The 25114-nt window shown below is 68.4% G+C and carries 18 protein-coding genes; 15 read left to right on the forward strand and 3 right to left on the reverse strand.

Features of this window, described 5'->3' with window-relative positions; translation table 11 throughout:
* The first annotated feature begins 379 nt into the window (after window positions 1–379).
* From AC3WLE_RS22710 to AC3WLE_RS22725, 4 genes are read left to right on the forward strand one after another with little or no spacing between them, the layout of a single operon-like run.
* Complete coding sequence (locus AC3WLE_RS22710) at window positions 380–1759, forward strand: HlyD family secretion protein (RefSeq protein WP_492319088.1); 1380 nt, start codon at window positions 380–382, stop codon at window positions 1757–1759.
* A gap of 27 nt (window positions 1760–1786) precedes the next feature.
* Entirely contained in the window at window positions 1787–3139 is a 1353-nt protein-coding gene (locus AC3WLE_RS22715) for a hypothetical protein (RefSeq protein WP_492350994.1), read from the forward strand.
* Between the two features lie 2 nt (window positions 3140–3141).
* Window positions 3142–5103 carry a glycosyltransferase gene (locus AC3WLE_RS22720; protein ID WP_492319086.1) on the forward strand — a complete coding sequence of 654 codons (1962 nt, stop codon included), beginning with the start codon at window positions 3142–3144 and terminating at the stop codon, window positions 5101–5103.
* Between the two features lie 39 nt (window positions 5104–5142).
* The gene (locus AC3WLE_RS22725) at window positions 5143–6930 is read left to right on the forward strand and encodes an efflux transporter outer membrane subunit (RefSeq protein ID WP_492350995.1); all 1788 of its coding nucleotides are present in this window, start codon (window positions 5143–5145) and stop codon (window positions 6928–6930) included.
* A 29-nt stretch (window positions 6931–6959) separates the two neighbouring features.
* Here the strand turns inward: AC3WLE_RS22725 and AC3WLE_RS22730 are convergent, their stop codons facing one another.
* The gene (locus AC3WLE_RS22730) at window positions 6960–8177 is read right to left on the reverse strand and encodes an acetyltransferase domain-containing protein (protein WP_492319084.1); all 1218 of its coding nucleotides are present in this window, start codon (window positions 8175–8177) and stop codon (window positions 6960–6962) included.
* Between the two features lie 2 nt (window positions 8178–8179).
* On the reverse strand, window positions 8180–10363 hold the full coding sequence (locus AC3WLE_RS22735) for a TonB-dependent siderophore receptor (protein ID WP_492356455.1): 2184 nt from the start codon (window positions 10361–10363) through the stop codon (window positions 8180–8182).
* 99 nt (window positions 10364–10462) lie between these two features.
* Between AC3WLE_RS22735 and AC3WLE_RS22740 the strand changes: the two genes are divergently transcribed.
* On the forward strand, window positions 10463–10885 hold the full coding sequence (locus AC3WLE_RS22740; RefSeq protein WP_010814233.1) for a Fur family transcriptional regulator: 423 nt from the start codon (window positions 10463–10465) through the stop codon (window positions 10883–10885).
* Window positions 10886–11017: 132 nt separating this feature from the next.
* Window positions 11018–11893: an EamA family transporter gene (locus tag AC3WLE_RS22745; protein WP_492319082.1), complete on the forward strand. Its 876-nt coding sequence runs from the start codon at window positions 11018–11020 to the stop codon at window positions 11891–11893.
* On the opposite strand, the gene AC3WLE_RS22750 is transcribed toward AC3WLE_RS22745, so the two are convergent.
* Window positions 11894–12475 (reverse strand): GNAT family N-acetyltransferase, encoded by a 582-nt coding sequence (locus tag AC3WLE_RS22750; protein ID WP_492350997.1) that lies wholly within the window; start codon window positions 12473–12475, stop codon window positions 11894–11896.
* Between the two features lie 78 nt (window positions 12476–12553).
* On the opposite strand from AC3WLE_RS22750, the gene AC3WLE_RS22755 reads away from it, so the two are divergent.
* From AC3WLE_RS22755 to AC3WLE_RS22795, 9 genes are all read left to right on the forward strand, one after another.
* Complete coding sequence (locus tag AC3WLE_RS22755) at window positions 12554–13039, forward strand: winged helix-turn-helix transcriptional regulator (RefSeq protein WP_492319080.1); 486 nt, start codon at window positions 12554–12556, stop codon at window positions 13037–13039.
* Between the two features lie 319 nt (window positions 13040–13358).
* On the forward strand, window positions 13359–14678 hold the full coding sequence (locus AC3WLE_RS22760) for an MFS transporter (protein ID WP_492356456.1): 1320 nt from the start codon (window positions 13359–13361) through the stop codon (window positions 14676–14678).
* Between the two features lie 65 nt (window positions 14679–14743).
* Window positions 14744–17305 carry a nitrite reductase large subunit NirB gene (gene nirB / locus AC3WLE_RS22765; protein ID WP_492319078.1) on the forward strand — a complete coding sequence of 854 codons (2562 nt, stop codon included), beginning with the start codon at window positions 14744–14746 and terminating at the stop codon, window positions 17303–17305.
* A 26-nt stretch (window positions 17306–17331) separates the two neighbouring features.
* The gene (gene nirD / locus AC3WLE_RS22770) at window positions 17332–17715 is read left to right on the forward strand and encodes a nitrite reductase small subunit NirD (RefSeq protein WP_492356457.1); all 384 of its coding nucleotides are present in this window, start codon (window positions 17332–17334) and stop codon (window positions 17713–17715) included.
* 58 nt (window positions 17716–17773) lie between these two features.
* Window positions 17774–19015 carry an NAD(P)/FAD-dependent oxidoreductase gene (locus AC3WLE_RS22775; RefSeq protein ID WP_492356458.1) on the forward strand — a complete coding sequence of 414 codons (1242 nt, stop codon included), beginning with the start codon at window positions 17774–17776 and terminating at the stop codon, window positions 19013–19015.
* Window positions 19016–19056: 41 nt separating this feature from the next.
* A complete protein-coding gene (locus AC3WLE_RS22780) occupies window positions 19057–21786 on the forward strand; it encodes a molybdopterin-dependent oxidoreductase (protein ID WP_492353445.1) in 2730 nt (909 codons plus the stop codon).
* A 94-nt stretch (window positions 21787–21880) separates the two neighbouring features.
* Window positions 21881–22453, forward strand: a complete 573-nt coding sequence (locus AC3WLE_RS22785; protein ID WP_492319074.1) for a dihydrofolate reductase family protein — start codon at window positions 21881–21883, stop codon at window positions 22451–22453.
* Window positions 22454–22582: 129 nt separating this feature from the next.
* Window positions 22583–23590: a tripartite tricarboxylate transporter substrate-binding protein gene (locus AC3WLE_RS22790; RefSeq protein ID WP_492319073.1), complete on the forward strand. Its 1008-nt coding sequence runs from the start codon at window positions 22583–22585 to the stop codon at window positions 23588–23590.
* 278 nt (window positions 23591–23868) lie between these two features.
* Complete coding sequence (locus AC3WLE_RS22795) at window positions 23869–25017, forward strand: MFS transporter (RefSeq protein ID WP_492353444.1); 1149 nt, start codon at window positions 23869–23871, stop codon at window positions 25015–25017.
* Window positions 25018–25114 lie beyond the last annotated feature (97 nt).

The raw sequence follows: 25114 nt of genomic DNA on the forward strand, positions 1-25114 counted from the left end.
CCTCCCCTTACACATTTTTACAGCAAGGGACGGGGCAACTGACTAGCCTTTAACTCACACACGGCGGCCTGAGTGCATGAATCTTTGCGTCAGCGGGCTGCCACTTCTTGGCCATTGACTGGCCATTGTTCAACTCTGCCCGGATGAAGCCGGGCAAATCCACGGGCCGCTTGTCGGCCCGATTGCAAGGCGCACCGATACGGCCTGGCCACATCGAGCGCGCTGCAGACAACAAGCTGAATTGGGGACATGCAAGCCGGGCACCGCGCGACAGTCATAGCGCGACGGTACCCGCTTGCCTGGAATTTCGCTCATCCGGCATGCACCTGTGCATGCCGGCGGGGACGCTTTTTGACTTTGCTTGCCGGAGAACACCACCATGGCCGACCAGCGCAATAATCCGCCACCCAGACAACACCCGCTGACCCCGGCTCCGCTGCGCCAGCCCCACGGCGACGGCCTGGTGCAACGCCCGCAGCCCGTTACCGTGCCGCTCTGGCACATCGTGCCGCGCATGGCGGGCTACGGCGTGGTGCTGTTCATCATCTGGGCCGTGCTGACAATCATGTTTCCAAATGTGTTTACGCGCTCGTCGGAGCGGGCCGTGGTGAACAGCCCGGTCAGCCTGGTGACTTCTCCCGTGGAAGGCATCGTGATGAAGCAGATGGTGGCCGCGGGCCAGCCGTTCTCGGCCAACCAGGCGCTGATGGTCGTGCAGAACCCGAACATCGACCGTTCGCTGCTGGTCGACCTGACCGGCAAGAAGCTCGACAACCAGCAGCGCCATGACTCCGCCCGCGCTCGGCTGGAAAGCAACCGCCGGCTGATGGCCGCCACCGAGCAGGACCTGCAGCGCTACAACAGCGCTGCGCAACGCGAGCACGGGGCGCGCGTGCGCGCCCTGGAGGCGCGCCTGGCATCGGCCAGGGCGCAGGAAGACCAGCAGCAGGAAGTGGTCAACCGCAACCAGAGCATGCAGTGGGCCGGGGCCGTCAGCGAGGCCTACACCAATGCCTCGCGCTACCAGCTGTCGATGCTCACCAATGCCAAGGCAGCGGCCAAGGCCGAGCTCGATAACGCAGTCAGCGTGAGCGAGGCCGCGCGCAACAAGGTCTATGCCTCATCCACCGACGGCCCCAGCGCCACGCTGGCCCAGCGACGCCAGGTGCTGGGCGCGGAATCGGCACAGCTGACGGCAGAGCTGGAACAACTGGAGGCCTATGGCAAGTCGGTCGACGAGATGATCGCCACGGAACAGGAGCGTCTCGACCGGCTCTCGAACCTGGAGATCCGCTCGGCCGAACCCGGCACCATCGAAGACCTGATCGCGCAGCCCGGCATGCGCGTGGCCGCCGGCGCCACCCTGGCGCGCGCCAGCAACTGCGCGCAGACGCGCGTGGTGGCGGTGTTCCCGCGCAGCCTCAGCGACAACCTGCTGCCCGGTGCACGGCTGAACGTGAATGTCGACGGCGTGCCCACGGCCTTGCCGGCATCGGTGGCAGAGGTGCTGCCGCGCGCGCCGGACGGCGACCAGGCGCGTTACTTCGTGCCCTTCCCGCCGATCGAGAAGAACGAGATTTATGTGATCGCCAAGCTCGACCGCCCGCTGGACAACGTGCCGGGCAAGGCGGCTGCCTCAGCGACAGCAACACGGGCAGCGGCAGGGCCAAGCCAGTCGGGCCATTGCGGCATGGGCCGCTGGGCGCGCGTGACGCTGAACCAGAGCTGGCTGGGCCAGCTGCGGGCATCGCTGATATAACCGCCGACGCAGGCTAAGGAGACCCGGATGCGACTGCCGATCCCGACTACACGCCTGCCCCGCCTGGTTGCCGGCGCGCTGCTGCCCGCCGTGCTCGTGCTGGCGCCAGGCGCGGCGCGCGCTGCCGAGCCTGCCCAGCAGACGCTGCTGGCCGACGGCTGCAAGACACTGGCCGAGCGCGTCAGCCGTGAAAGCGGCAACGGCCCCGTCTTCCTCGCCAGCTATGAACCCGCGCCGGGCGGCGAGCCGCTGGCCCCGGCGCTGCGCAATGCCGCCTTCGTCTACGACAACGCGCTGGCCGGCATCGCGCTGGTGGCGTGCAAGCGTCCCGCCGAAGCGCGCCGCATTGCCGACGCCGTGCTGCAGGCAACCCGCCAGGACCGCCACTTCCGCGATGCGCGCCTGCGCAACGCCTATCGCGCCGGCCCGCTGCCGGCCGGCCCGGTGCCCCTGCCAGGCTGGTGGGACGAGCCCAGCAAGCGCTGGTTTGAAGATGCCTACCAGGCCGGCACCGCCACCGGCAACGTGGCCTGGGCCGCGCTGCTGCTGCTGGCCGTGCATGACGCCACGCGCGATGCGCGCTACCTCGATGGCGCCGCCGCGCTGATGGGCTGGGTGCATGCCATCGTGCCCGACTCGGGCGCGCCCGCCGGCTATATCGGCGGCTTCTTCGGCCATGAGCCGAAACAGACCCGCCAGGGCTGGAAGTCGACCGAGCACAACGTCGATACCTATGCCGCCTTCAGCTGGCTCGCGAGCCAGCGCAACGATGCGCGCTGGCGCGATGGCGCGGCGCGCTCGCGCGGCTTTGTCAGCGCCATGTGGCAGGCGCGCGAGGGCCGCTTCATCATCGGCACGCGCGACGATGGGCGCGCGCCAAACGCCGGCCCGTCCGCGCTGGACGCAGTGCTGTGGCCGCTGATCGCGATCCCGGACCCGCCGCAGGACTGGCGCCGCAACCTGGCGTGGGTGGAGGCCAAGCATCGCGCCGGCGCAGGCTACGGCTTCAAGGGCGGCCCCGACGGCATCTGGACCGAAGGCACCGGGCAGGCCGCGCTGGTGCTGCAGGCCGCCGGGCAGGCGCAACAGGCGCAGCCGCTGTGGCAGCTGCTGCTGTCGCAGCGGGCGCCGTCCGGGATGCTCTACGCCACGCCCGAGGCGCGCATCAGCACCGGGCTGTCGATCGGGCCCACCTCGACCACGGAAGACTTCCACTACTTCCACCTGCCCCACCTGGGCGCCACCGCATGGGCCGTGCTGGCCGCGGCGCGCTGGAACCCCTTCCGTCCGGGCGGATGCCTGGAACCGTCCTGCCCGCCGCCGGCCATTGCGGCCGCGGCACCTGCAACCGCCCCTGTCAACACCGCCGCCAAGGAGTGACGATGTTCGCCCTGTTTCTGGAAAACCAGACGCTGCTGGTCATCAACGGCGGCGTGCTGCTGGCGATGGTGCTGCTCTCGATGCTGTGCCGGCAAGACCGGCCGGCGGACCGCGTGCTGTTCGGCGGCGTCACCGCCTTGCTGCTGGCGGTGTACCTGACCTGGCGCATCCGCGAAACACTGCCGGACTGGCAGATGACCTTCGCCAGCGTGTGGGCCCATGTGTTCTTTGCCTTCGAATGCATGACGCTGGCCTATACGCTGCTGTCGATCGTGGTGCTGGCGCGCACCAGCAACCACACCCCCGACGCCGACGCAGGCGAGGCCGCCTTGCGCCGCGCGAAGCAGGTGCCGCCGGTGGACATCTTCATCGCCACCTACAACGAAGGCCTGGACATCCTGGAGAAGACCATTGTCTCGGCGCTGGCGATAGACTATCCCGACTTCCGCGTCTGGGTGCTGGACGACACCCGCCGCGACTGGCTGCGCGAGTTCTGCGAACGCGTCGGCGCGCACTACGTGACGCGCCCGGACAACGCCCACGCCAAGGCCGGCAATCTCAACAACGGCCTGCGCCACAGCGCCGCGGCCGGCGGCGCGCCCTACATCCTGGTGCTGGACGCCGACTTCGCACCGCATCGCAATATCCTGCTGCGCACCGTGGGCCTGTTCAGCGATGCGCGCGTGGGCGTGGTGCAGACACCCCAGTTCTACTACAACGCGGATCCGATCCAGTACAACCTGCGCGCCACCGAATGCTGGGTCGATGAACAGCGCGCCTTCTTCGACGTGATGCAGCCGGCCAAGGACGCCTGGGGCGCGGCGTTCTGCATCGGCACCTCGTTCGTGGTGCGGCGCGACCTGATCGACCTGATCGGCGGCTTCCCCACCGGCACGGTGACCGAGGACATCCACCTGACCTACCGGCTGCTGCCGCACGGCTATATCACGCGCTGGCTCAATGAGCGCCTGAGCGTGGGCCTGTCAGCCGAAGGCCTGCCCGAGTACATCAGCCAGCGCAGCCGCTGGGGGCTGGGCACGATCCAGGTGGCGCTGACCGCGGACGGGCCGCTGCGCGGGCGCGGCTACACCGGGATGCAGCGGCTGCACTACGTGCACGGCCTGCTGCACTGGCTGTCGCGGCCATTCACGCTGATGCTGCTGGCAGGGCCGCTGCTGTACTGGTACCTCGGCGTCTCCACGCTTTACGGCGAGCCGCTGCAGTTCCTCGCCTACGGCCTGCCGGCGCTGGTGGCGTACTGGGCGTACAGCATCTGGATCACCGGCCAGCGCGCGCTGCCGATCTTCACCGAAGTCACGCAGATCGTGGCGGCTCTGGCCGTCACCGCATCGCTGGTGAGCGCGATGTTCAAGCCGTTCGGGCGGCCGTTCAAGGTCACGAACAAGGGGCTGGACCGCTCCAAGCTGGTAATCCACGGCAAGTTCGCGGCGCTGTACGCGGGGCTGCTGGGCTTCTCCGCGCTGGGACTGGGCCGCGCCCTGGTGGTGGACCCCGATGCGCAAGGGCTCGCCTTCAACACCATCTGGACCGGGGTGGCGCTGATGCTGTACCTGGCCTCGCTGCTGGTCTGCGTGGAACTGCCGCGCCCGCGCAAGGAAGAGCGCTTCCCGCACCGCGCGGCAGCGCTGCTGCGCGTGCATGGCAAGGAATACCGCGTCACCACCAGGGATCTTTCCTGCAACGGCGTGGCCGTCACCACGCCGCTGGCGCCGGCCATTCCCGCCGGCACCGAGGGCGCGCTGTGGCTGGCGCAGACCGGCTGGATCCCGTGCCGCGTGGTGCGCCGCGACGGCCAGTTGCTGGGCATCGCCCTGAACGCCGGCATGGCGGCGCGCCACGCGCTGATCCGGCTGCTGTTCACCGATCCCGCACACAACATTGCCCGGCAGGGGCAGCCCAAGCTGGCGCTGTCGCGCTTTGTGCGGCGCGCGCTGCTGGGCTGAACCATGCCAGATAACAATCCCCACTCTCCGGAACCATCCATGCGAAGCCTGCCACGCCCCCGTACCCTGCCCCCGCCGCGCCTGCTGCTGCCCGGCGCACTCGTGCTGGCCCTTGCGGCCTGCACGCTCGAGCCGCAGTACCAGCGCCCCGACGCGCCGGTCCCGTCAGCGTGGCCGGAAGGCGCTGCCTACCGCACCCCGCAGGCCGGCGCGGCACAGCCGGGCCAGCCGGCCCGACCCGCCGGCCCTTCGGCCGCGGACCTGGGCTGGCGCGATGTTTTCGTCGACCCGCAACTGCGCCAGCTGATCGAACTGGCGCTGGCCAACAACCGCGACCTGCGCATGGCCACGCTTGCCATCGACGAAGCGCGCGCGCTGTACCAGATCGAGCGCGCGGCGCAATTCCCCACGGTGGATGGCAATGCCGGCATGGTCTCGCAGCGGCTGCCGCAACGGCTGCGCGCGGCGGGCCAGTCGCCGCAGATCACCACCTACAACGCGGGCATCGGCTTCACCGCGTTCGAGCTTGATTTCTTCGGCCGGGTGCGCAGCCTCAAGCATGCCGCGCTCGAGGAATACATGGCTACGGAAGAAGCGCGCCGCAGTGCGCAGATCAGCCTGGTGTCCGAGGTGGCCAACGCCTACCTGACGCTGCTGGCCGACCGCGCACTGCTGAAGCTGTCGCAGGACACGCTGAAGACACAGCAGGACGCGGCAGAGATGGTGCGGCGCGGGCGGCAGGTCGGTGCGATGGCGCAACTGGACCAGCATCGCGCGCAAACCCAGGTGCAGACCTCGCAGGTGGGCGTTGAGCAATACACGCGGCAGGTGGCCCAGGATGAGAACGCGCTGTCTTTGCTGATCGGCGGCCCGTTGCCGAAATCCGTGACCGATGCCGGCGCGGCAACTGCCAACGCCAACGCGGCCGCGCGAGATCCGCTGGACGCGCGCGCCTTGGTGAGCGAGTTCCCCGAAGGGCTGCCGTCCAGCGTGCTGGTGCGCCGCCCCGACATCCTCAACGCCGAGCACCGCCTCAAGGCGGCCAACGCCAATATCGGCGCGGCGCGCGCGGCGTTCTTCCCGCGCATCTCGCTGACCGGCGCACTGGGCGTAGCTAGCAGCAGCCTGGCGGGGCTGTTCTCCGGCGGCATGGCATGGGTGTTCGCGCCGCAGCTGACCGTGCCGATCTTCGACGCCGGGCGCAACCGGGCCGGGCTGGATGCGGCCAACGTGCGCAAGGACATCAACATCGCCAACTACGAGAAGACCATCCAGACCGCGTTCCGCGAGGTCGCCGACAGCATGGCGGCACGCGCCACCTACGAGCGCCAGGTGCAGGCGCAGGAAGCCCTGGTGCGCGAAGGCAGCGAGACCCGGCGGCTGTCGGAAATGCGTTTCAAGAACGGCGTGGACGACTACTTCGGTGTGTTCGACGCCCAGCGCCAGCTCTACACCGCGCAGCAGGCGCTGATCACGTACAAGCTGGCCGGCCTGACCAGCCGCGTATCGCTGTACAAGTCGCTGGGCGGCGGCTGGCGCGAGGTGACCGAGGCTGCGCCGGCGGCCAATGGCGGCGCACGCCAGGCACCCGCCGCGCGGCCGCAAGCCGCGGCACAGCCCCAGGCGGTGGCACGGCCTCAAGCCGTGGCACAACCTCAGGCCGTAGCGCGGCCCCAGGCCGTGGCGCAGCCTCAAGCCGCCGCACAGCCTCAAACCGTGGCACCGGCCCAGGCAGCAGCCCAGCCCCAGGCTGTAGCGCAACCCCAGGCTCCGGCGCAATCCCCGGCGGCGGCACAGCCGGCACCCGTCGCGGCTACGCCGCGCTAAGCTAGGGGCGTGCGGGACCCAGGCGCTGATCAGAAGTACTTCAGCCAGCGCCAGTCCCGCCGCCTTGCCTTCAGCGCCGCGAACCAGCGCACCGCCGGCCACAGCGCCAGGGCCAGCACGGCCGCCCCCAGCCACAGCTGCCAGACGTGGTCGAGGCCGAACACCCTGCCCTGGTTCAGGCCCCAGCGGTGCACGCAGGCCTGGTACAGCCCCTGCAGCACGTAGAGGTGCAGCAGGTAGAAGAACATCGGCACGGCGCCGAACACGGCCAGGCGCCGCGCGATCCAGCCGCCCTGCGCTCGCTCCAGCCACGCCAGCAGCAACCAGCCCACGCCCAGTGTCAGCAGCAGGAACAGCAGCGACGGCGGGTATTTGGTGACGTTGAGGAAGCTCATCGCGGTATGCAAGGCATCGCTGCCCGCCAGCCATTTCTGCTCCTGCCCGTAGCCGTTCAGCGCGCGCAGCACCGCAAAGCCTGCCAGCGCCGCCAGCCCGCGACCAGCCAGCCGCTGCTGCCGTACCGCGGCAGGCACCGTGGCGGCAAACCACGGCCCCGCCGCATAGCCCAGCGCGATCACGCCGATCCACGGCAGCACCGGGTATGAGGTACGCACCCTGAAGCCGTCAGCCACCTCGATCCAGGTGCGGTCGTGCAGGATGGCCCAGGGCACGTGCCAGGCGCTGTCAACCGGGAAATGCAGCGGACTCAGCAGGTTGTGGCCGGCAACAAGCGCAATGCCCGCGGCAATCAGCACCGCCCGCGGCAGCCACACCAGTGCCGCCAGCGCCATCATGCTCAGGCCGATGGCCCAGATCACCTGCAGGTAGATCACCTGCGGCGGCAAGGTCCCGGTCCAGGCAAAGCCGACCAGCGTCACCTCCAGCAGCACCAGGAACACGCCGCGCCTGAGCAGGAAGCCGCTGACGGCGCGCCGGTCGTGGCCGGCGGCACCGTAGAGCCACGCCGATACGCCGGCCAGCCAGATGAAAACCGGTGCGCACAGATGCGCGGCGAGCCTGCTGAAGAAAAGTGCCGGAGAGGTCGTGGCGACATCCATGGGATCGGCCACCTGGACGTGCAGGAAGAACATGTCCCGCACGTGGTCCAGCAGCATGATCAGGATCACCAGTCCGCGCAGAGCGTCGATGGACAGCAGCCGGCCGCCGGCCGGCCGCGCGACCGCGGCAGAAGGGAAGACTGTCGGAGAAGACTGGGGCGCGGCAGTGCGCACCTTGGCTGGCAGCATCGTCAATAGCTCAGTTGCACGCCCAGCCGCACGCTGCGGCCCGCGCCCGGCGCAATCCACAGGCTGCTGTACGAACTGGCGTAATAGGTCTTGTCGAACAGGTTGCCCACGTTGAGCGACACGCGCACATTGCGGCTGTATTGCCAGTAGCCATGCAGGTCCACCAGCACATAGGCCGGCAGCGAGAAGCTGTCCTGCACATCGCCCGGACGCCGCCCCACGTAGCGCAGGCCGGCCCCGACGCCATAGCGCTGGCCCACCGGCGCGGCATCCTCATACACCGCCAGCACGCTGCCGCTGGTGCGCGGCACGTTGGACAGCGGCGTGCCGGCGGCAAGTCGCGTGTCCTGCGTGATCTCGGCATCGGTCAGCGCAAAGCTGCCCGACACGCGCCAGTGCGTGCCAAGCTGCCCGGCCACGTCCAGCTCCAGGCCGCGGCTGCGCGCTTCGCCGGCGGCGATATAGAAGGACGGATCGGACGGGTCGGTGGCCAGCACATTGCGCTTGCGGATCTCAAAGATAGCCAGCGTGGCGCCGGTGCGGCGGTCCTCGCTGTCGAACTTGATGCCGGCCTCCACCGCGCGGCCGCGCTCGGGGTCGAACGGCTGGCCCGCGGCGTCGGCGCCGGCATTGGGACGGAATGACTGGCTGGCATTGGCAAACAGCGACACGTTCCGGCTGGCCAGGTAGCTCACGCCCACGCGCGGCGACACCGCGCTCTGGTGCTGCGTGGTGCGTGTGCCGCGCAGGTGGTTGTCCAGCGACTGGTCGAAGGCGTCGAAGCGCACGCCGGCCAGCACGCGCCAGCGCTCGCCCAGGCTCAGCTGGTCCTGCGCGTAGGCGCCGAGATTGCGCTGGCGCTCGTACGTGTCCATGTTCCACGGCATCGGCGGCGCCGGCTGGCCATAGGCCGGGTCGTAGATGTCGATCGCGTACGGCGCCGCGGCGCTGGGGTTCTTGCGCAGGATCGCCATGGTATTGCCGAAGCGGTAGGCATCCACCCCCATCAGCAGTTCATGCCCGACCGGGCCGGTGCTGAACTTGCCGGTCACGCTGGCCTGCAGCGAGACATCGTCCGACTGGAAGTCGCGGTAGCGGCGCTGGCGCCAGAGCGTGCGGCCGTCGGCGGCCAGTGAAGTCGCCTCGCTGCTATGCCCCGTCAGCGCGCCGCCGCGATACGACAGGCCGAGCCTGCCCTTCCAGTTCTGATTGAACTGGTGCTCGACGCTGAACTGGTGCGACTGGCTGTCCAGCCGCATGTCGCCGTCGCCGGGCTCGCCCAGGTAGCGCGAGCGCGGGATGCGGCCCAGCTGGCCGTTGACGGCCACCACGCCGCGGTCCATCGGCGTGGTGTAGCGCTGGAATTCGGCCGCGTACTGCAGCACGGTGTCGTTGCCCAGCGTCCAGGTAAACGACGGCGCCACCAGGGAGCGCTGGCTGTTGATGTAGTCGCGCGTGCTGCCCTGGTGGTCGGCCACGGCGATCAGCCGGCCGGCCACGTTCTCGCCGAGCGGGCCGGTGACATCGGCCGTGGCACGATAGCCGTCGCGCGTGCCAAGCTCGAAGCCATAGCGCTGCGCGGGCCGGAACTGCGGCTGGCGCGTGACCACGTTGAAGGTGCCGCCCGGCTCGCTGGTGCCGTACAGCGATGACGTCGGGCCCTTGAGCACTTCCACGCGTTCGATCGTGGCCGCATCCATCGGCGCGGTATAGCCGCGGTTGGCAGCAAAGCCGTTCACCAGGTAGCCCGCGCCGGTGTTCTCATGGCCGGTGAAGCCGCGCATGGCAAAGTTGTCCCAAAGGCCGCCGAAATTGTTCTGGCGTGCGATGCCGCTGACATAGTCGAAGGTCTGGTCGAAACGGGTCGCGGCGATATCGTCCAGCATGGCACGTGGCACCACGCGCACCGACTGTGGAATTTCGCGCAGCGGCGTGTCGGTGCGGGTCGCGCCGGAGGCGTCGGGCGGGTTGTATGATGCGGAGGCCGTGCCGACCACCGACACCGCCGGCAGCGTAATATCGGAGGCCTCGGCGGTATCCGCCGCCTCGGCCAGGCCGGACATCGCCAGCATCAGGGCGGCCACCGGCCGCAATGAACGCGCCTGGACCGGGCGCAAGTCTGGCACAACAGGCAGGAACGAAAACGGCGCGCGGCGCCGGGCACGGCTGAGCTGCGCAAGCAGCATAAGGAACACCCCAATAAAAACGAGTCGCGGCGGCGGCCATCCGACTGGCAAACCGCAGCGACCCACTAATGATAATATTTTCTCATTAAGATTCTAGTCATGGAACGCATGACCCGTCAACGCGGCGCCGTCATCGACGCGCTGCGCGAAGCCGGCCGGCCCCTGAGCCCGGCCGAGATCCTGGCCGCGGCCCAGCACCAGGTGCCCTCACTAGGACTGGCCACGGTCTATCGCAACATCCGTGCCCTGGTGGAAGGCGAGCAGGTGCATGCAGTCGAACTGCCGGGCCAGCCGGACCGCTATGAATTGTCGGAAGTGCCGGGTGCCGCGACCCACCGGCACTATTTCCAGTGCCTGTCGTGCGACCGCGTCTTCCCGCTGGAAGGGTGCCCCGGGCATCTGGAAGAGATCACGCCACCGGGTTTCGAAGTGGAGCACCACGAGCTGACGCTACTGGGGCGTTGCCCGGACTGCGCCAGCAAGCCCGGCAAGCGGCGCAAGGCGGCAGCTCGGGACCACTGAACGGCGGGCGTACTCGGGGCACGGCCAACTGTACTGAGCCACTGGTCCACACCTGTATATGGCGCCCGCGCCGTGCTTGCCGCATGATGCGGCAGCATTGCACAGGCCACGCCAAAAAACGGGATCCCCAAATTGCCGCAAACCGCCGCCCACCGTCGCTCGACCCTGCTCGCCGTGCTGGCCCTGACCGGCTCGATGGCCTCGCTGTGCATCGGCACCTCTTTTGCCAAGAGCCTGTTCTCGGCGCTCGGGGCGCAGGGCACCACGGCGCTGCGGGTGAGCTTCTCCGCGCTGATCCTGCTGTGCGTCTGGCGCCCGTGGCGCATTCCGCTGACACGAACCAACGCGCGCGCGATCGCGCTGTACGGCGCGGCGCTGGGCGCGACCAACCTGCTGTTCTACATGTCGCTGCGCACCATCCCGCTGGGGCTGGCGATCGCGATCGAGTTCACCGGGCCGCTGGCGGTCGCGGTGCTGTCGTCGCGGCGCGCGATCGATTTCCTGTGGATCGCCTTTGCGGTGGCCGGGCTGCTGCTGTTGCTGCCGGTCGGCGATGCCGCCGGTACGCTCGATCCGGTGGGCATCGGCTATGCGCTGGCCGCGGGCGTAGGCTGGGCGCTGTATATCGTGTTCGGGCAGATGGCAGGCAACGCCCACGGCGGGCAGGCCACCTCGCTGGGGCTGACCATGGCGGCGCTGGTGGTGCTGCCGTTCGGGCTGGCGCATGCGGGCACCGCGATGTTCAGCCCGACGCTGCTGCTGTTCGGGCTGGCGGTGGGCATCCTGTCGAGCGCGATTCCCTATTCGCTGGAGATGGTGGCGCTCAAGCGCCTGCACCGGCGCACCTTCGGCATCCTGCTGAGCATGGAGCCGGCCATGGGCGCGCTGGCCGGGCTGGCATTCCTGCATGAACAGCTGAGCGCGCTGCAATGGCTGGCGATCGCCAGCATCATCACGGCCTCGGTAGGTTGCACCATGACCTCGCGCGGCAAGCGCGACGCCAGTTGATCAGCGCGCGCCGAACCAGTCCGCCGGCAGCCGCTGCGGGCTGCGCGCCGGCTGGCCAAGCGCCAGCGTGACTTCATGCAGGTAGCTGTCCTCCGGATTGCGGCGGCTGGCAAAGCCGAGGCCGCGCAGGATGGCCAGCATGCGGCGGTTCTCGCTGAGCACGTCGCCGCGCAGGGTGCGCAGGCCGGCCGCGCGCGCCAGTTCGCACAGCCTGGCGATCAGGCGCCGCCCCAGTCCCTGCCCTTGCCAGCCGTCGGCAACCACCACGGCAAATTCCCCGACCTGCCCGGACACCACGTATTCCGCGCTGGCGACAATGGCTAATACACCAGCTTCGTCGGGCGCCTCTACCACCAGCGCCACGCCGCCCGGCCCGGGTGCGGCCAGACCCTCGACAGTCTCGTCCACCACGCGCCCGCCGCTCAGGAAGCGGAAGTAGCGGCTTTCACGCGAGAGCCCGTCCACCAGCGCACGCAGTGCCCCGCCGTCCTGCGGCCGCGTATGGCGCAGCGTGACCTGCACGCCCCGTCCCACCGTCCAGCTTTCCGCCTTGCCCGTGCGGGTCTTGCCCTGATCATCCATGCCGGCACCATCTGGATTCAAAATTCGTAGTCAGAGTATAGGAGATAACCTGACTTTTGCAAATGAAGTCAGCGTGCTATGCTTGCCGGCATCATGACCCTCAATGCGTCCGACCTCCGCCACTGCTCGATTGCCGCGACGCTGTCGCTGATCGGCGAAAAGTGGACGATCCTGATCCTGCGCGATGTGTTCCATGGCGTGACGCGCTTCGACGACTTCCTGCGCCGGCTCGAATGCTCGCCCGCGGTGCTGTCCGCGCGTCTCAAGACGCTGACCGACGCCGGCCTGCTGCGCAAGGTCGGCTACCGCGAGCCCGGCGAGCGCGAACGCTTCGAATACCGCCCCACCCGCGCCGCCGTGGAGTTGCTGCCGGTGCTGGTCGGCCTGATGCAGTGGGGCGACAGCCACATGGCCCCGTCCGGCGAAGGCCCGGTGCAGATACGCTCGAGCGCCAGCGGCAAGCTGGTGCGCGCGGCATTGGTCGACGAGGATGGCGCGGAAGTATCGCCGCGCGATATGCGGATCGTCCCCGTCAACGCCCAGCCCCCGGCTTCGGACCAATAGCATCGAGCGCGCTGCTGCATCGCACCAGCGCAGCCCACCGCACTGCACCATGAGTGTGCCGCCAGCCCGGCGGCCGCCCCACCACAGCGCATCCCGGCATCACTCCGCCGTACCCCGGCGCAACAAACCCCCATTCATCGTCACATACCGGCCTGGCACACCCCTTGCGTAACAGGGTACGGGCCCGTCAACGGCGACCGGCTCACCCCACATACGCAGCCCCTATCCCATGTAGTGGCTGTCAGGACAACGGCGTCCCCTGAACTGGCCTGAGCGGCCTGGTCTGCGGGACGCCATTTGTTTTTTGGAGCCAAGGACGATGACCGCCAAAGCCACCCGCATCGAGCTGCTGAGCTTTAGGACCCCGCAGATGCGCGCCTTCCACCTGACCTGGATGGCGTTCTTCGTCTGCTTCTTTGCGTGGTTTGCCTGCGCGCCGCTGATGCCGGTGCTCAAGGGCGAGTTCGGCCTGACCCCGGGCCAGATCGCCAACATCAATATCGCGGCGGTGGCGGTGACCATCCTGGTGCGCCTGGTGATCGGCCCGATGTGCGACCGCTTCGGCCCGCGCAAGACCTATACCGGCCTGCTGGCGCTGGGCGCGCTGCCGGTGCTGGGCGTGGCGCTGGCACAGAACTACGAGACCTTCCTGACCTTCCGGCTGCTGATCGGCGCAGTCGGCGCCAGCTTTGTGATCACGCAGTACCACACCTCGGTGATGTTCGCGCCCAACGTGGTCGGCACCGCCAACGCAGCCGCGGCCGGCTGGGGCAATGCCGGCGGCGGCGCCGCGCAGGCCATCATGCCGCTGCTGCTGGCCGCCGTGCTGATGCTCGGCGCCGACCAGGCGTTCGGCTGGCGCTTCGCCCTGCTGGTGCCGGGCGTGCTGATGCTGATCATGGCCGTCATCTACTGGCGCTTCACCCAGGACTGCCCGGACGGCAACTACTCGGACCTGCGCGCCCGCGGCATCGCCATCACCGGCAAGGACGGTGGCAAGGGCGGCGGCTGGGCCAGCTTCCGCGCCGCCAGCGCCAACTATCGCGTGTGGCTGCTGTTCATCACCTACGGCGCCTGCTTCGGCGTTGAGATCTTCATCCACAACATCGCCGCGTCGTATTACGTCGACCGCTTCGGCCTGAGCCTGAAGGCCGCCGGCATGGCCGCCGCGAGCTTCGGCCTGCTGGCGCTGTTTGCCCGCGCCCTGGGTGGCTGGCTGTCGGACAAGGCGGCGCGCCGCCGCGGCCTGGACGCACGCGCCACGCTGCTGTTCATGCTGATCCTGGGCGAAGGCCTGGGCCTGCTGTGGTTCGCGCAGGCCGGCAGCGTGACGCTGGCGGTGGTCGCGATGCTGCTGTTCGGCCTGTTCACCCACATGGCCTGCGGCGCGACCTACGCGCTGGTGCCCTTTATCGACCGCAAGGCGCTGGGCGGCGTGGCCGGGATCATCGGCGCGGGCGGCAACGTTGGCGCCGTCGCCGCGGGCTTCCTGCTCAAGGGCCTGGGCGACCTGCAGCACACGCTGACGGTGCTGGGCGTGCTTGCCACCATCGCCGCACTGTGCGCCATCGCCATCCGCTTCAGCGCCGAGCACAAGGCCCAGGAGCAGGCGCTGTACGACAGCGCGCTGGCCAACTGATTTTGAAGCATCGCCCCCACAGCACAACAAGCAGCAAAGACTGACTACAGGACAAGGAAAGCATCATGAAACTGATCATCGTCGGCCACGGCATGGTGGGTCACAAGTTCCTGGAATGCCTGGCGGAAGCCGGCGCGCAGAACGTGGAAGTGACCGTGCTGTGCGAAGAACCGCGTCCCGCCTACGATCGCGTGCACCTGTCCGAATTCTTCGCCGGCAAGTCAGCCGAGGACCTGTCGCTGGTGCCCGCCGGCTTCTTCGAGCAGCACAACAACATGCTGCTGCGCCTGAATGCGCGCGCGGTGGAAATCGACCGCGCCGCGCGCACCGTGAAGGTGTCGACCGGCGAGACCCTGTCCTATGACAAGCTGATCCTCGCCACCGGCTCCTACCCCTTCGTGCCGCCGGTGCCGGGCAAGGACCGCAAGGACTGCTTTGTCTATCGCACCATCGAAGACCTGGAAGCGATGCGCGAATGCGGTGCGCGCTCGAAGACCGGCGTGGTGGTCGGCGGTGGCCTGCTTGGCCTGGAGTGCGCCAAGGCGCTGCGCGACATGGACCTGCGGACGCACGTGGTCGAGTTTGCGCCGCGCCTGATGGCGGTGCAGGTCGACGAAGGCGGCGGCCGCATGCTGCGCCAGAAGATCCATGGCCTGGGCGTGACCGCGCACACCGGCAAGAACACGGTGGAGATCATCGACGGCGAAGACGGCACCCACCGCATGGTGTTTGCCGACGGCACCCACCTCGACACCGACATGATCGTGTTCTCGGCCGGCATCCGCCCGCGCGACGAACTGGCCCGCACCAGCGGCCTGGCGGTGGGCGAGCGCGGCGGCATCGTGGTGGACAACCAGTGCCTCACCTCGGACCCCGACATCTACGCCATCGGTGAATGCGCGCTGTGGCAAGGCAAGATCTACGGCCTGGTGGCACCGGGCTATGACATGGCCCGCGTCGCCGCGCGCCACCTGCAGGGCGAAGCCGCCGAGTTTGCCGGCGCCGACATGAGCACCAAGCTCAAGCTGATGGGCGTGGACGTGGCCAGCATCGGCGACCCGCACGGCACCGTCCCGGGCGCGCGCTTCTACCAGTTCTGCGACGACCGCAAAGAGGTCTACAAGAAGCTGGTGGTGTCCGACTGCGGCAAGTACCTGCTGGGCGGCGTGCTGATCGGCGACGCCAGCGAGTACGGCACGCTGCTGCAGATGATGCTGAACAAGATCGAGCTGCCCGAGTCGCCCGAATTCCTGATCCTGCCCGACAGCAGCGGCAAGGCCAAGCCCGCGCTGGGCGCCGATGCCCTGCCCGACGCCGCCCAGATCTGCTCGTGCAACAACGTCTCCAAGGGCGAGATCTGCGTCGCGGTGTGCGACGGCGCCACCAGCATCGGCGCTCTCAAGACCTGCACCAAGGCCGGCACCGCCTGCGGCGGCTGCGTGCCGCTGGTCACGCAGATCATGAAGGCCGAGATGAAGAAGCAGGGCATGGCCGTCAACAACCACCTCTGCGAGCACTTCCCGTACTCGCGCCAGGAGCTGTACCACCTGGTGCGCGTGGGCAAGTTCAAGACCTTCGATGCGCTGCTGGAAGCGCATGGCAAGGGCATGGGCTGCGACATCTGCAAGCCCGCGGTGGGCAGCATCCTGGCCTCGTGCTGGAATGAATTCGTGCTCAAGGAAGAGCACGCCAGCCTGCAGGACTCCAACGACTACTACCTGGCCAACATCCAGAAGGACGGCACCTACTCGGTGGTACCGCGCATGCCGGGCGGCGAAGTCACGCCCGAGGGCCTGATCGCGGTCGGCCAGGTGGCCAAGAAGTACGGCCTGTACACCAAGATCACCGGCGGCCAGCGCGTGGACCTTTTTGGTGCACGCGCCGAGGAACTGCCCTTCATCTGGGAAGAACTGATCGCCGCCGGCTTTGAATCGGGCCATGCCTACGGCAAGGCGCTGCGCACGGTGAAGTCGTGCGTGGGCTCCACCTGGTGCCGCTATGGCGTCGGCGATTCGGTGGGCCTGGCGATCGAGCTGGAGAACCGCTACAAGGGCCTGCGCGCGCCGCACAAGATCAAGTTCGGCGTGTCCGGCTGCACCCGCGAATGCGCCGAGGCGCAGGGCAAGGATGTTGGCGTGATCGCCACGGACAAGGGCTGGAACCTGTACGTGTGCGGCAACGGCGGCATGAAGCCGCGCCATGCAGAGCTGCTGGCCAGCGACCTGGACCACGACACCCTGGTGCGCTACATCGACCGCTTCCTGATGTTCTACGTGCGCACCGCCGACCGCCTGCAGCGCACCAGCGTCTGGCGCGACAACCTCGAAGGCGGCCTGGACTACCTCAAGGCCGTGGTGCTGGACGACAAGCTGGGCCTCGCCGCCGAACTGGAAGCCGAGATGCAGCACGTGGTCGACACCTACGAAGACGAATGGAAGAAGGCCGTGACCGATCCCGAGACGCGCAAGCGCTTCCGCCATTTCGTCAACAGCGACCGCCGCGACGACAATGTCGCCTTCATCGAAGAGCGCGGGCAGATCCGCCCGGCCACGCCGGAGGAACGGAAATTGCATCGTTCCCGCCTGAGCCAGATTCCCGTGGTTGCCATGCCCGCAAAAGCAGCCTGACCGTGCCCGCAAACAAGGAGAACGTGATGAGCCATCCCCACCATCCTGAGACCTGGACCGCCGTCTGCACCGTACGCGATATCGTGCCCAATACTGGTGTGTGCGCGCTGGTCGACGACAAGCAGGTCGCTGTGTTCCGCATCGGCCGTGGCGACGAGGTCTACGCCATCGACAACTTCGATCCCAACTCGCAGGCCGCGGTGCTGTCGCGCGGGCTGGTCGGCAACCTGGGCGAGCGCCTGGTGGTGGCTTCGCCGATCTACAAGCATCACTTCGACCTGCGCACCGGCGAATGCCTGGAAGCGCCCGAGCAGTCCGTCAATGCCTACGCCGCACGCGTCTATGACGGCAAGGTCTGGATTGCCGCCGGCGTGGCCATGAGCGAGGCCGAGGAAGAACTCGCAGCCTGACACCGGCGGCCATTTGATGTTCCCCCTGTCCTCAAGCCACGCCAACGGAGATGCCGGCATGACGCCTTCCGCCACCCCCCAAGCCCGCCCGCGCCTGGTCGTCGTCGGCAACGGCATGGCCGGCATGCGCACTGTGGAAGAGCTGCTCAGGCTCGCCCCGGACCTGTACGACATCACGGTGTTCGGGGCCGAGCCGCACGGCAACTACAACCGCATCCTGCTGTCGCCGGTGCTGGCCGGCGAGAAGACGGTAGCGGACATCATGCTGAATACGCGCGAGTGGTACGCCGAGCATGGCATCGAACTGCTTGCCGGCGATCCGGTGGTGGCCATCGACCGCCCACGCCGCATCGTGCGCTCGGCCTCCGGCCGCGAAGTGCGCTACGACCGCCTGCTGCTGGCCACCGGCTCCAAGCCCTTCATCCTGCCGGTGCCGGGGCACCAGCTCGACGGCGTGATCGCCTTCCGCGATATCCAGGACGTGGAGACCATGCAGCAAGCCGCGCGCGACCACCGCCATGCGGTGGTGATCGGCGGCGGCCTGCTCGGCCTGGAGGCCGCCAACGGGCTGCTGCGCCAGGGCATGGACGTGACCGTGGTGCACCTGCCCGACAGCCTGATGGAGCGCCAGCTCGACAAGCCCGCTGCCATGCTGCTCCAGGGCGCGCTCGAGCGCAAGGGCCTGCGCTTCCTGCTGGGCGCTCAGACCGCGGAGATTCTCGGCACCGACCGCGTCACCGGCGTGCGCTTCAAGGACGGCAGCGAGATCCGCGCCGACCTGGTGGTGATGACCGCGGGCGTGCGCCCCAATATCGAGCTGGCCGCCGGCGCCGGCCTGCACTGCGAGCGCGCCATCGTCGTCGACGACACGCTGCAGACCTATGATCCGCGCATCTACGCCGTGGGCGAATGCGTGCAGCATCGCCAGGCCACCTTCGGCCTGGTGGCGCCGATCTGGGATCAGGCGCGCGTGTGCGCCGCGCACCTCGCCGGCGCCGGCCATCGCCACTACGTGCAGCAGGCCACCGCGACTAAGCTGAAAGTGACCGGCGTCGACCTGTATTCCGCCGGCGACTTCATCGGCGCCGAAGGCAGTGAAGACCTGGTGCTGCGCGACCCGCGCCGCGGCGTCTACAAGCGCCTGGTGCTGCAGGACGGCTATCTGGTCGGCGCCGTGCTGTACGGCGACGTGCAGGACGGCCCCTGGTACTTCGACATGATCCAGCGCCGCACGCCGGTGGGCGCGCTGCGCCAGCGCCTGCTGTTCGGTCAGGCGCAGTGCGAAGCGCTCGCCGCTTAAGCATCACCGTAAGCCATACAACGTCCCCGCACGGAGAACGCGTGAACCTGTCCGACATCCCGGTCGTCTCGGCGACCCTGACCACCACCACCGCCACCACCTGCCCGTACTGCGGCGTCGGCTGCGGCGTGCGCGCCACCGTGCGTGCCGACGGCCAGGTCGAGATCGCGGGCGACGCCCAGCACCCGTCCAATCACGGCCGGCTGTGCGTGAAAGGCTCGGCGCTCGGTGAAACCGTGGACCTGGAAGGCCGCCTGCTCCACCCCAAGGTGCGCGGCACCGATGGCTCCCTGCAGCAAGTCTCGTGGGACCATGCGCTCGACACCGTCGCGCAAGGCTTCTCGGACGTCGTCCACCGCCACGGCCCGGATTCGGTCGCGCTCTATGTCTCGGGCCAGCTGCTGACCGAGGACTACTACATCGCCAACAAGCTGATGAAGGGCTTCATCGGCAGCGCCAATATCGACACCAACTCGCGCCTGTGCATGTCGTCGGCAGTGGCCGGCCACAAGCGCGCCTTCGGCGAAGACCTGGTGCCGGGCAACTACGAAGACCTGGAACTGGCCGACCTGGTGGTGCTGGTGGGCTCCAACACCGCGTGGTGCCATCCGATCCTGTTCCAGCGCCTGTCCCAGGCCAAGGAAGCGCGCCCCGAGATGAAGATCGTGGCGATCGACCCGCGCCGCACCGCCACCTGCGAACTGGCTGACCTGCACCTGGCGATCCGCCCGGGCACCGACGTGTGGCTGTTCAACGGGCTGCTGAGCTACCTGGCGCGCGAAGGCCGCACCAACGCCGCCTTCGTCGCCGCCAGCACCGCGGGGCTGGATGAAGCCCTGCAGGCCGCGGACGCGGCCTGCGCCGATCCCGCTGCCGTGGCCCGCGCCTGCAAGCTGGACGTGCAGGACGTGCTGGCGTTCTACCAACTGTTCGCGGATACGGAAAAGACCGTGACCGCCTTCTCGCAAGGCGTCAACCAGTCGTCGGCCGGCACCGACAAGGTCAACAGCATCATCAACTGCCACCTGCTGACCGGCCGCATCGGCGCCCCGGGCATGGGCCCGTTCTCGCTTACCGGCCAGCCCAATGCAATGGGCGGGCGCGAGGTCGGCGGCCTGGCCAACATGCTGGCCGCGCACATGGAACTGGCCAACCCGCTGCATCGCGACGTCGTGCAGAGCTTCTGGCAATCGCCGGTGGTGGCCGACCGCCCGGGCCTGAAGGCGGTGGAACTGTTCGAGGCGATCGAAGCCGGCCGCGTCAAGGCGGTCTGGGTGATCGCCACCAACCCGGTGGTAAGCCTGCCCGACGCCGACCAGGTGCGCCGCGCGCTGGCCAGGTGCGAACTGGTGGTCACCAGCGACATCATCGAGCGCACCGACACCAATGCTGCCGCGCACGTGCTGCTGCCCGCGCTGGGCTGGGGCGAGAAAGACGGCACCGTTACCAACTCGGAACGACGCATTTCCCGTCAGCGCGCCTTCCTGCCCGCGCCTGGCGAGGCGCGCGCCGACTGGCGGATCCTGTGCGACGTCGCGCGCCGCATGGGCTTTGATGGCTTTGACTATGCGGGCGTGCATGAGATTTTCGACGAGCACGCGCGCCTGAGCGCCTGGCGCAACGATGCCGCACCGCGCGTGTTCGACATCGGCGGGCTGGCCGGCCTGGACCAGGAGCACTATGACGCGCTGGAGCCCGTGCAATGGCCGCTGCCCGCGGGCGCACCGGCCGGAGCCGGCACGCAACGCCTGTTTGCCGACGGGCGCTACGCCCATGCCGACGGCCTGGCCCGCTTTGTCGCCACGCCGCCGCGCGCGCCGGCCCACGCGCCCGACGACGATTTCCCGCTGATCCTCAACACCGGCCGCGTGCGCGACCAGTGGCACACCATGACGCGCACCGGCAAGTCGGCCAAGCTGGCCGACCACCTGCCCGAGCCCTTCGTCGACATGCACCCGCAGGACGCGCTGTTGTCCGGCGTGGGCGAAGGCAAGCTCGCGCGCGTCAGCACGCGCTGGGGCGCGATGGTGGCACGCGTGCGCCATGGCGGCGGCATCCCGCGCGGCAGCGTGTTCGTGCCGATCCACTGGAACGGCCAGTTCAGCTCCGACGCACGCGTCGGCGCGCTGGTCAATCCCGTGGTCGATCCCGTTTCCGGCGAGCCCGAATTCAAGCACACGCCCGTGCGCGTGGAGCCATTCGGCGTGAACTGGCATGGCTTCGTGCTGAGCCGCGGCGCGCTGCCCGCGGAAGCGCTGACCTACTGGACGCGCGTGCAGGGCCGCCAGTTCCAGCGCTATGAATTCGCCGGCCGCGACACCGTGGCCGACCGCACCGCCTGGGCCCGCGCGCTGCTCGGCGTGACCGACCCGGACGCCGACTGGCTCGAGTACGAAGACCGCACCGCCGGCGTCTACCATGCGGGCTATGTCGTCAACGACCGGCTGGAAGCGTGCGTCTACGTGTCGACCCGGCCCGAGCTACCCTCGCGCGCGTGGCTCGCCGGCCTGTTCGGCCGCGAGCGGCTGGAAGACGCTGACCGCATCGGCCTGCTGCTCGGCCAGCCGATGGAGAAAGGCGCCGACACCGGCCCGACGGTGTGCTCGTGCTTTGGCGTGGGCCGCAACACCATCTGCGACGCCGTGCGCAAGCACGACCTGAAGACGCCCGCGGAGATCACCGCCTGCGTCAAGGCCGGCGGCAACTGCGGCTCGTGCGTGCCGGAACTGAAGAAGCTGCTGGTGGAAGTGCGCGTGGCCGAAGTCGCCTGAGCTGTGCAGTGGCGGGACAACCGGGTTAGCATGGCGGCCCGGATCCGGCAGGCTGGCCGCAGCTTCCCCGGATCGCCCCGACCCGGAGCGAGCCTTGACCACTGCACCGAACCTGCGCTTCTCCGTCTTTATTGCCACCAGCCTCGACGGTTTCATCGCCCGCGCCGACGGCGACCTGGACTGGCTGCTGTCCGCGACCACCTCCACCGACGACCACGGCTACGCCGCCTACATGCAGTCGGTCGACACGCTGCTGCTGGGGCGCAATACCTACGAGAAAGTCCTGACCTTCGACCCCTGGCCCTATGCCGGCAAGCGGGTAGTGGTCATGAGCAACACCCTGGCGGCCGACGCCGTGCCGCCAGCCCTGGCCGATGATGTGCGCCTGCTGCGCGGCACGGTGGGCGAAGCCGCCGCGGCACTGGCCGCGGCCGGTGCGGCCAGTGTCTATGTCGACGGCGGCAAGCTGATCCAGTCCTTCCTGGCCGATGGGCTGATCGATACGCTGACAATCACCCGCATCCCGGTGCTGATCGGCCATGGCATCCCGCTGTTCGGTGATGCCGGACACGACATCCGGTTGGCTCACCTGCGCACCACCACCTACGAAAGCGGCTTCGTGCAAAGCACATACCGCGTGGTCGCCACGCGCGGCCAGCCAGCCTGATCTTTCATCGGGGATTAGGCACCCTTCACGAGAACCAGATTGTGGTCGCCGCGGCATACCCCCATGCTAGCCGCGCAACCCCGACAAGCCGCCCCGGACTCACGGCGCGGCACCAATCTGGAGACAGCAATGAAGGATGCGAAGGATTTGCGCGCCGGGCCACGATGGCTGGCGGGTGTGATGGTGATGGCCTCGACGCTGGCTGGCACAAGCGGCGCGGCGGCTGCTGAAGCGTACCCCGGCAAGCCGATCACGCTGGTCGTCCCCTACTCCGCCGGCGGCCCGACCGACGTCGTGGCACGCACACTGGCGCAGGCGATGTCGCAGGATCTCGGCCAGAGCGTGGTGGTGGAAAACCGCACCGGCGCCGGCGGCACCGTGGCTGCCGCCTTTGTCGCCCGCGCACAGGCGGACGGCTATACGCTGCTGATCCACCATAACGGCATGGCGACCGCGCCGGCACTGTACAAGAAGCTGTCGTACGCGCCGCTGAAGGATTTCGAGTATGTCGGCCAGGTCGCGGACGTGCCGATGACCCTGATGGGCCGCAAGGACCTGCCGGCCAAGACCGTGCCGGAACTGATCCGCTACGTGACGCAGAACAAGGACAAGGTGTCGCTGGCCAATGCCGGGCTGGGCGCCGTTTCGCAACTATGCGGCGTGCTGTTCGAGCAATCGGTCCACGTCAAGCTCAATGCAATCCCTTACCAGGGCGCCGGCCCCGCGTTGACCGCGCTGCTGGGCGGCCAGGTCGACCTGCTGTGCGACCAGACCACGGCCACGCTGCCGCATATCCAGGCCGACCGCGTGCGCCTGTTCGGCGTGACCACGCCGGCGCGGATCAAGGCGCTGCCCAGTGCGCCAACGCTGCAGGAAGGCGGTCTCAAAGGCTTTGACGTCAAGGTCTGGCACGGCATCTACGCGCCCAAGGGCACGCCGCCCGCTGCAGTGGCGCGGCTGACCAAGGCGCTGCAGAAGGGGCTGCAAGATCCCGTGGTGATCAAGAAACTCGATGGCCTGGGTGCGGAAATCGTGCCGGTCGACAAGCAGACGCCGGAAGGCCTGCGCACAATGCTCAAGGCTGAGAGCGACAAGTGGCAGCCTCTGCTGAAGTCGATGCAGATCGAGGCCGACTAACTTTCCGCCATGCCGCCGGTGCCTGGGCACCGGTGGCCCCTGATTGCTGGTAATACGATAGAATCATCCCTGACTTCCCGGCGATCTTTCTGAATCGCCCCTTCTCGCAATCCCCGGTGCCCGCTCGCACCACCCTCTTCGCGCCCGACTCAGCGGTGCATTCACTTTCCGGATTTACCCACTGTTAGGCGGTGATGCGGCCTTGTTATGTCACGTTTCGCACGTCTCGGCCGGTATCGCCACATCCCATCCATGTTGAAGCCCGAGGAGGCTACGTTATGCCATCTCCTTGCCTGCTGTCCGTGCTTGCCCTCGCCGTGTGCATGGTCGGCGCTGCCGAATTCATGTTGTCACCGATGCTGGCGCCGCTTGCAGACGCCTTTGCCACCACCCCGGCGCGCGCATCGGGACTGGTTTCTGCCTATGCCCTTTCCTATGCCTTGGCCGCGCCGCTGATGGGCTGGTTCTCCGACCGTGCCGGACGGCGCCGCGTGCTGCTGGCTGCATTGCTGTTGTTCGCGCTCGATGCCATCGCTCTCACGCTCGTCCCTACGCTGCATGCCGCCATGGCATTGCGTATCCTCGGCGGGCTCGCCGCCGCGGCAACGATTCCCACCGTCTTCGCATTGATCGCGGATCTGGTTCCCCCGGCGCGGCAGGCTGGCGCCATGGGCGGCGTCATGCTAGGCATGACCGCCGGCGTTGCCGCAGGCCCGGCAGTGGCCGGGGTGCTGGCCGATGGATTCGGCTGGCGCGCGCCCTTCCTTGTCATCGCCGGCGGTTGCCTGGCGGCCTTTCTTGCCGGCTGCTGCGTACTTCCGCGCAATCTGCCGCGTAGCGGCGACTGCCAGGAAAAATCTAGGAACATCCCAACATCTTCAGGAATCCTGCTGCCATTGATCGCGAAAGGCGCCTGGAATGGAAGCGCCGTAGCGGGCTATGTACTGGCGGGGGAAGTGCTGCGGTTGCGTTACGGGCTCGGCGTGGCCGGCGTCGGCGCGGCACTATCGGTCTTCGGCCTCGGCCTGGCCGTTGGCAATCTGCTGGCAGGGCGTGCCAGCCAGTGCTTCGCGCGCGAGGAAAATGTTCTGATAGCGGCCACCGCGCTTGTCGCCGTGGCCATGACTTTGTTCACGACAGCCGTCCTGGCGTTGCCCGGGTCGCTTGGCTGCCTGCTGGCGTGGGGCGCGGCACTCGGCATCGCGGCGCCATCGAGCACCGCCATCCTGGCGCGGCGGGCTGGCACGGCAAAGGGACAGGTTCTGGCCGTCTCGGAAAGCATCAACAACCTGGCTGTGCTGATGCTGATGCCGGTTGCGGCCAGCTCCCTGGCAGTGCACGGCACCGTGCCAGCCGCATTGCTGGTTGGAGGCTGCTGCCTGGCCGGCGTTGCGCTGGCTGTCGCGGACCGGCGGATGACGGCATGAGGGGCGCGGGCGTGATTTTCCGCCGCGCCAAAGCAAAAACCCCCAGCCTTTTGGGGCTGGGGGTTCTGCAGTATAAGAGCCTGGCGATGACCTACTT

Source organism: Cupriavidus sp. FW306-1B-F12B, assembly GCF_058781795.1.

Coding starts and splice junctions, on each gene's coding strand:
- AC3WLE_RS22755 (WP_492319080.1), top strand. CDS start 12,554: ATGCTTGCCGGCATCATGACCCTCAATGCGTCCGACCTCCGCCACTGC.
- nirB (WP_492319078.1), top strand. CDS start 14,744: ATGAAACTGATCATCGTCGGCCACGGCATGGTGGGTCACAAGTTCCTG.
- AC3WLE_RS22795 (WP_492353444.1), top strand. CDS start 23,869: ATGCCATCTCCTTGCCTGCTGTCCGTGCTTGCCCTCGCCGTGTGCATG.
- AC3WLE_RS22735 (WP_492356455.1), bottom strand. CDS start 10,363: ATGCTGCTTGCGCAGCTCAGCCGTGCCCGGCGCCGCGCGCCGTTTTCG.
- AC3WLE_RS22750 (WP_492350997.1), bottom strand. CDS start 12,475: ATGGATGATCAGGGCAAGACCCGCACGGGCAAGGCGGAAAGCTGGACG.
- AC3WLE_RS22710 (WP_492319088.1), top strand. CDS start 380: ATGGCCGACCAGCGCAATAATCCGCCACCCAGACAACACCCGCTGACC.
- AC3WLE_RS22760 (WP_492356456.1), top strand. CDS start 13,359: ATGACCGCCAAAGCCACCCGCATCGAGCTGCTGAGCTTTAGGACCCCG.
- AC3WLE_RS22725 (WP_492350995.1), top strand. CDS start 5,143: ATGCGAAGCCTGCCACGCCCCCGTACCCTGCCCCCGCCGCGCCTGCTG.
- AC3WLE_RS22775 (WP_492356458.1), top strand. CDS start 17,774: ATGACGCCTTCCGCCACCCCCCAAGCCCGCCCGCGCCTGGTCGTCGTC.
- AC3WLE_RS22730 (WP_492319084.1), bottom strand. CDS start 8,177: ATGCTGCCAGCCAAGGTGCGCACTGCCGCGCCCCAGTCTTCTCCGACA.
- AC3WLE_RS22720 (WP_492319086.1), top strand. CDS start 3,142: ATGTTCGCCCTGTTTCTGGAAAACCAGACGCTGCTGGTCATCAACGGC.
- AC3WLE_RS22740 (WP_010814233.1), top strand. CDS start 10,463: ATGGAACGCATGACCCGTCAACGCGGCGCCGTCATCGACGCGCTGCGC.
- nirD (WP_492356457.1), top strand. CDS start 17,332: ATGAGCCATCCCCACCATCCTGAGACCTGGACCGCCGTCTGCACCGTA.
- AC3WLE_RS22715 (WP_492350994.1), top strand. CDS start 1,787: ATGCGACTGCCGATCCCGACTACACGCCTGCCCCGCCTGGTTGCCGGC.
- AC3WLE_RS22790 (WP_492319073.1), top strand. CDS start 22,583: ATGAAGGATGCGAAGGATTTGCGCGCCGGGCCACGATGGCTGGCGGGT.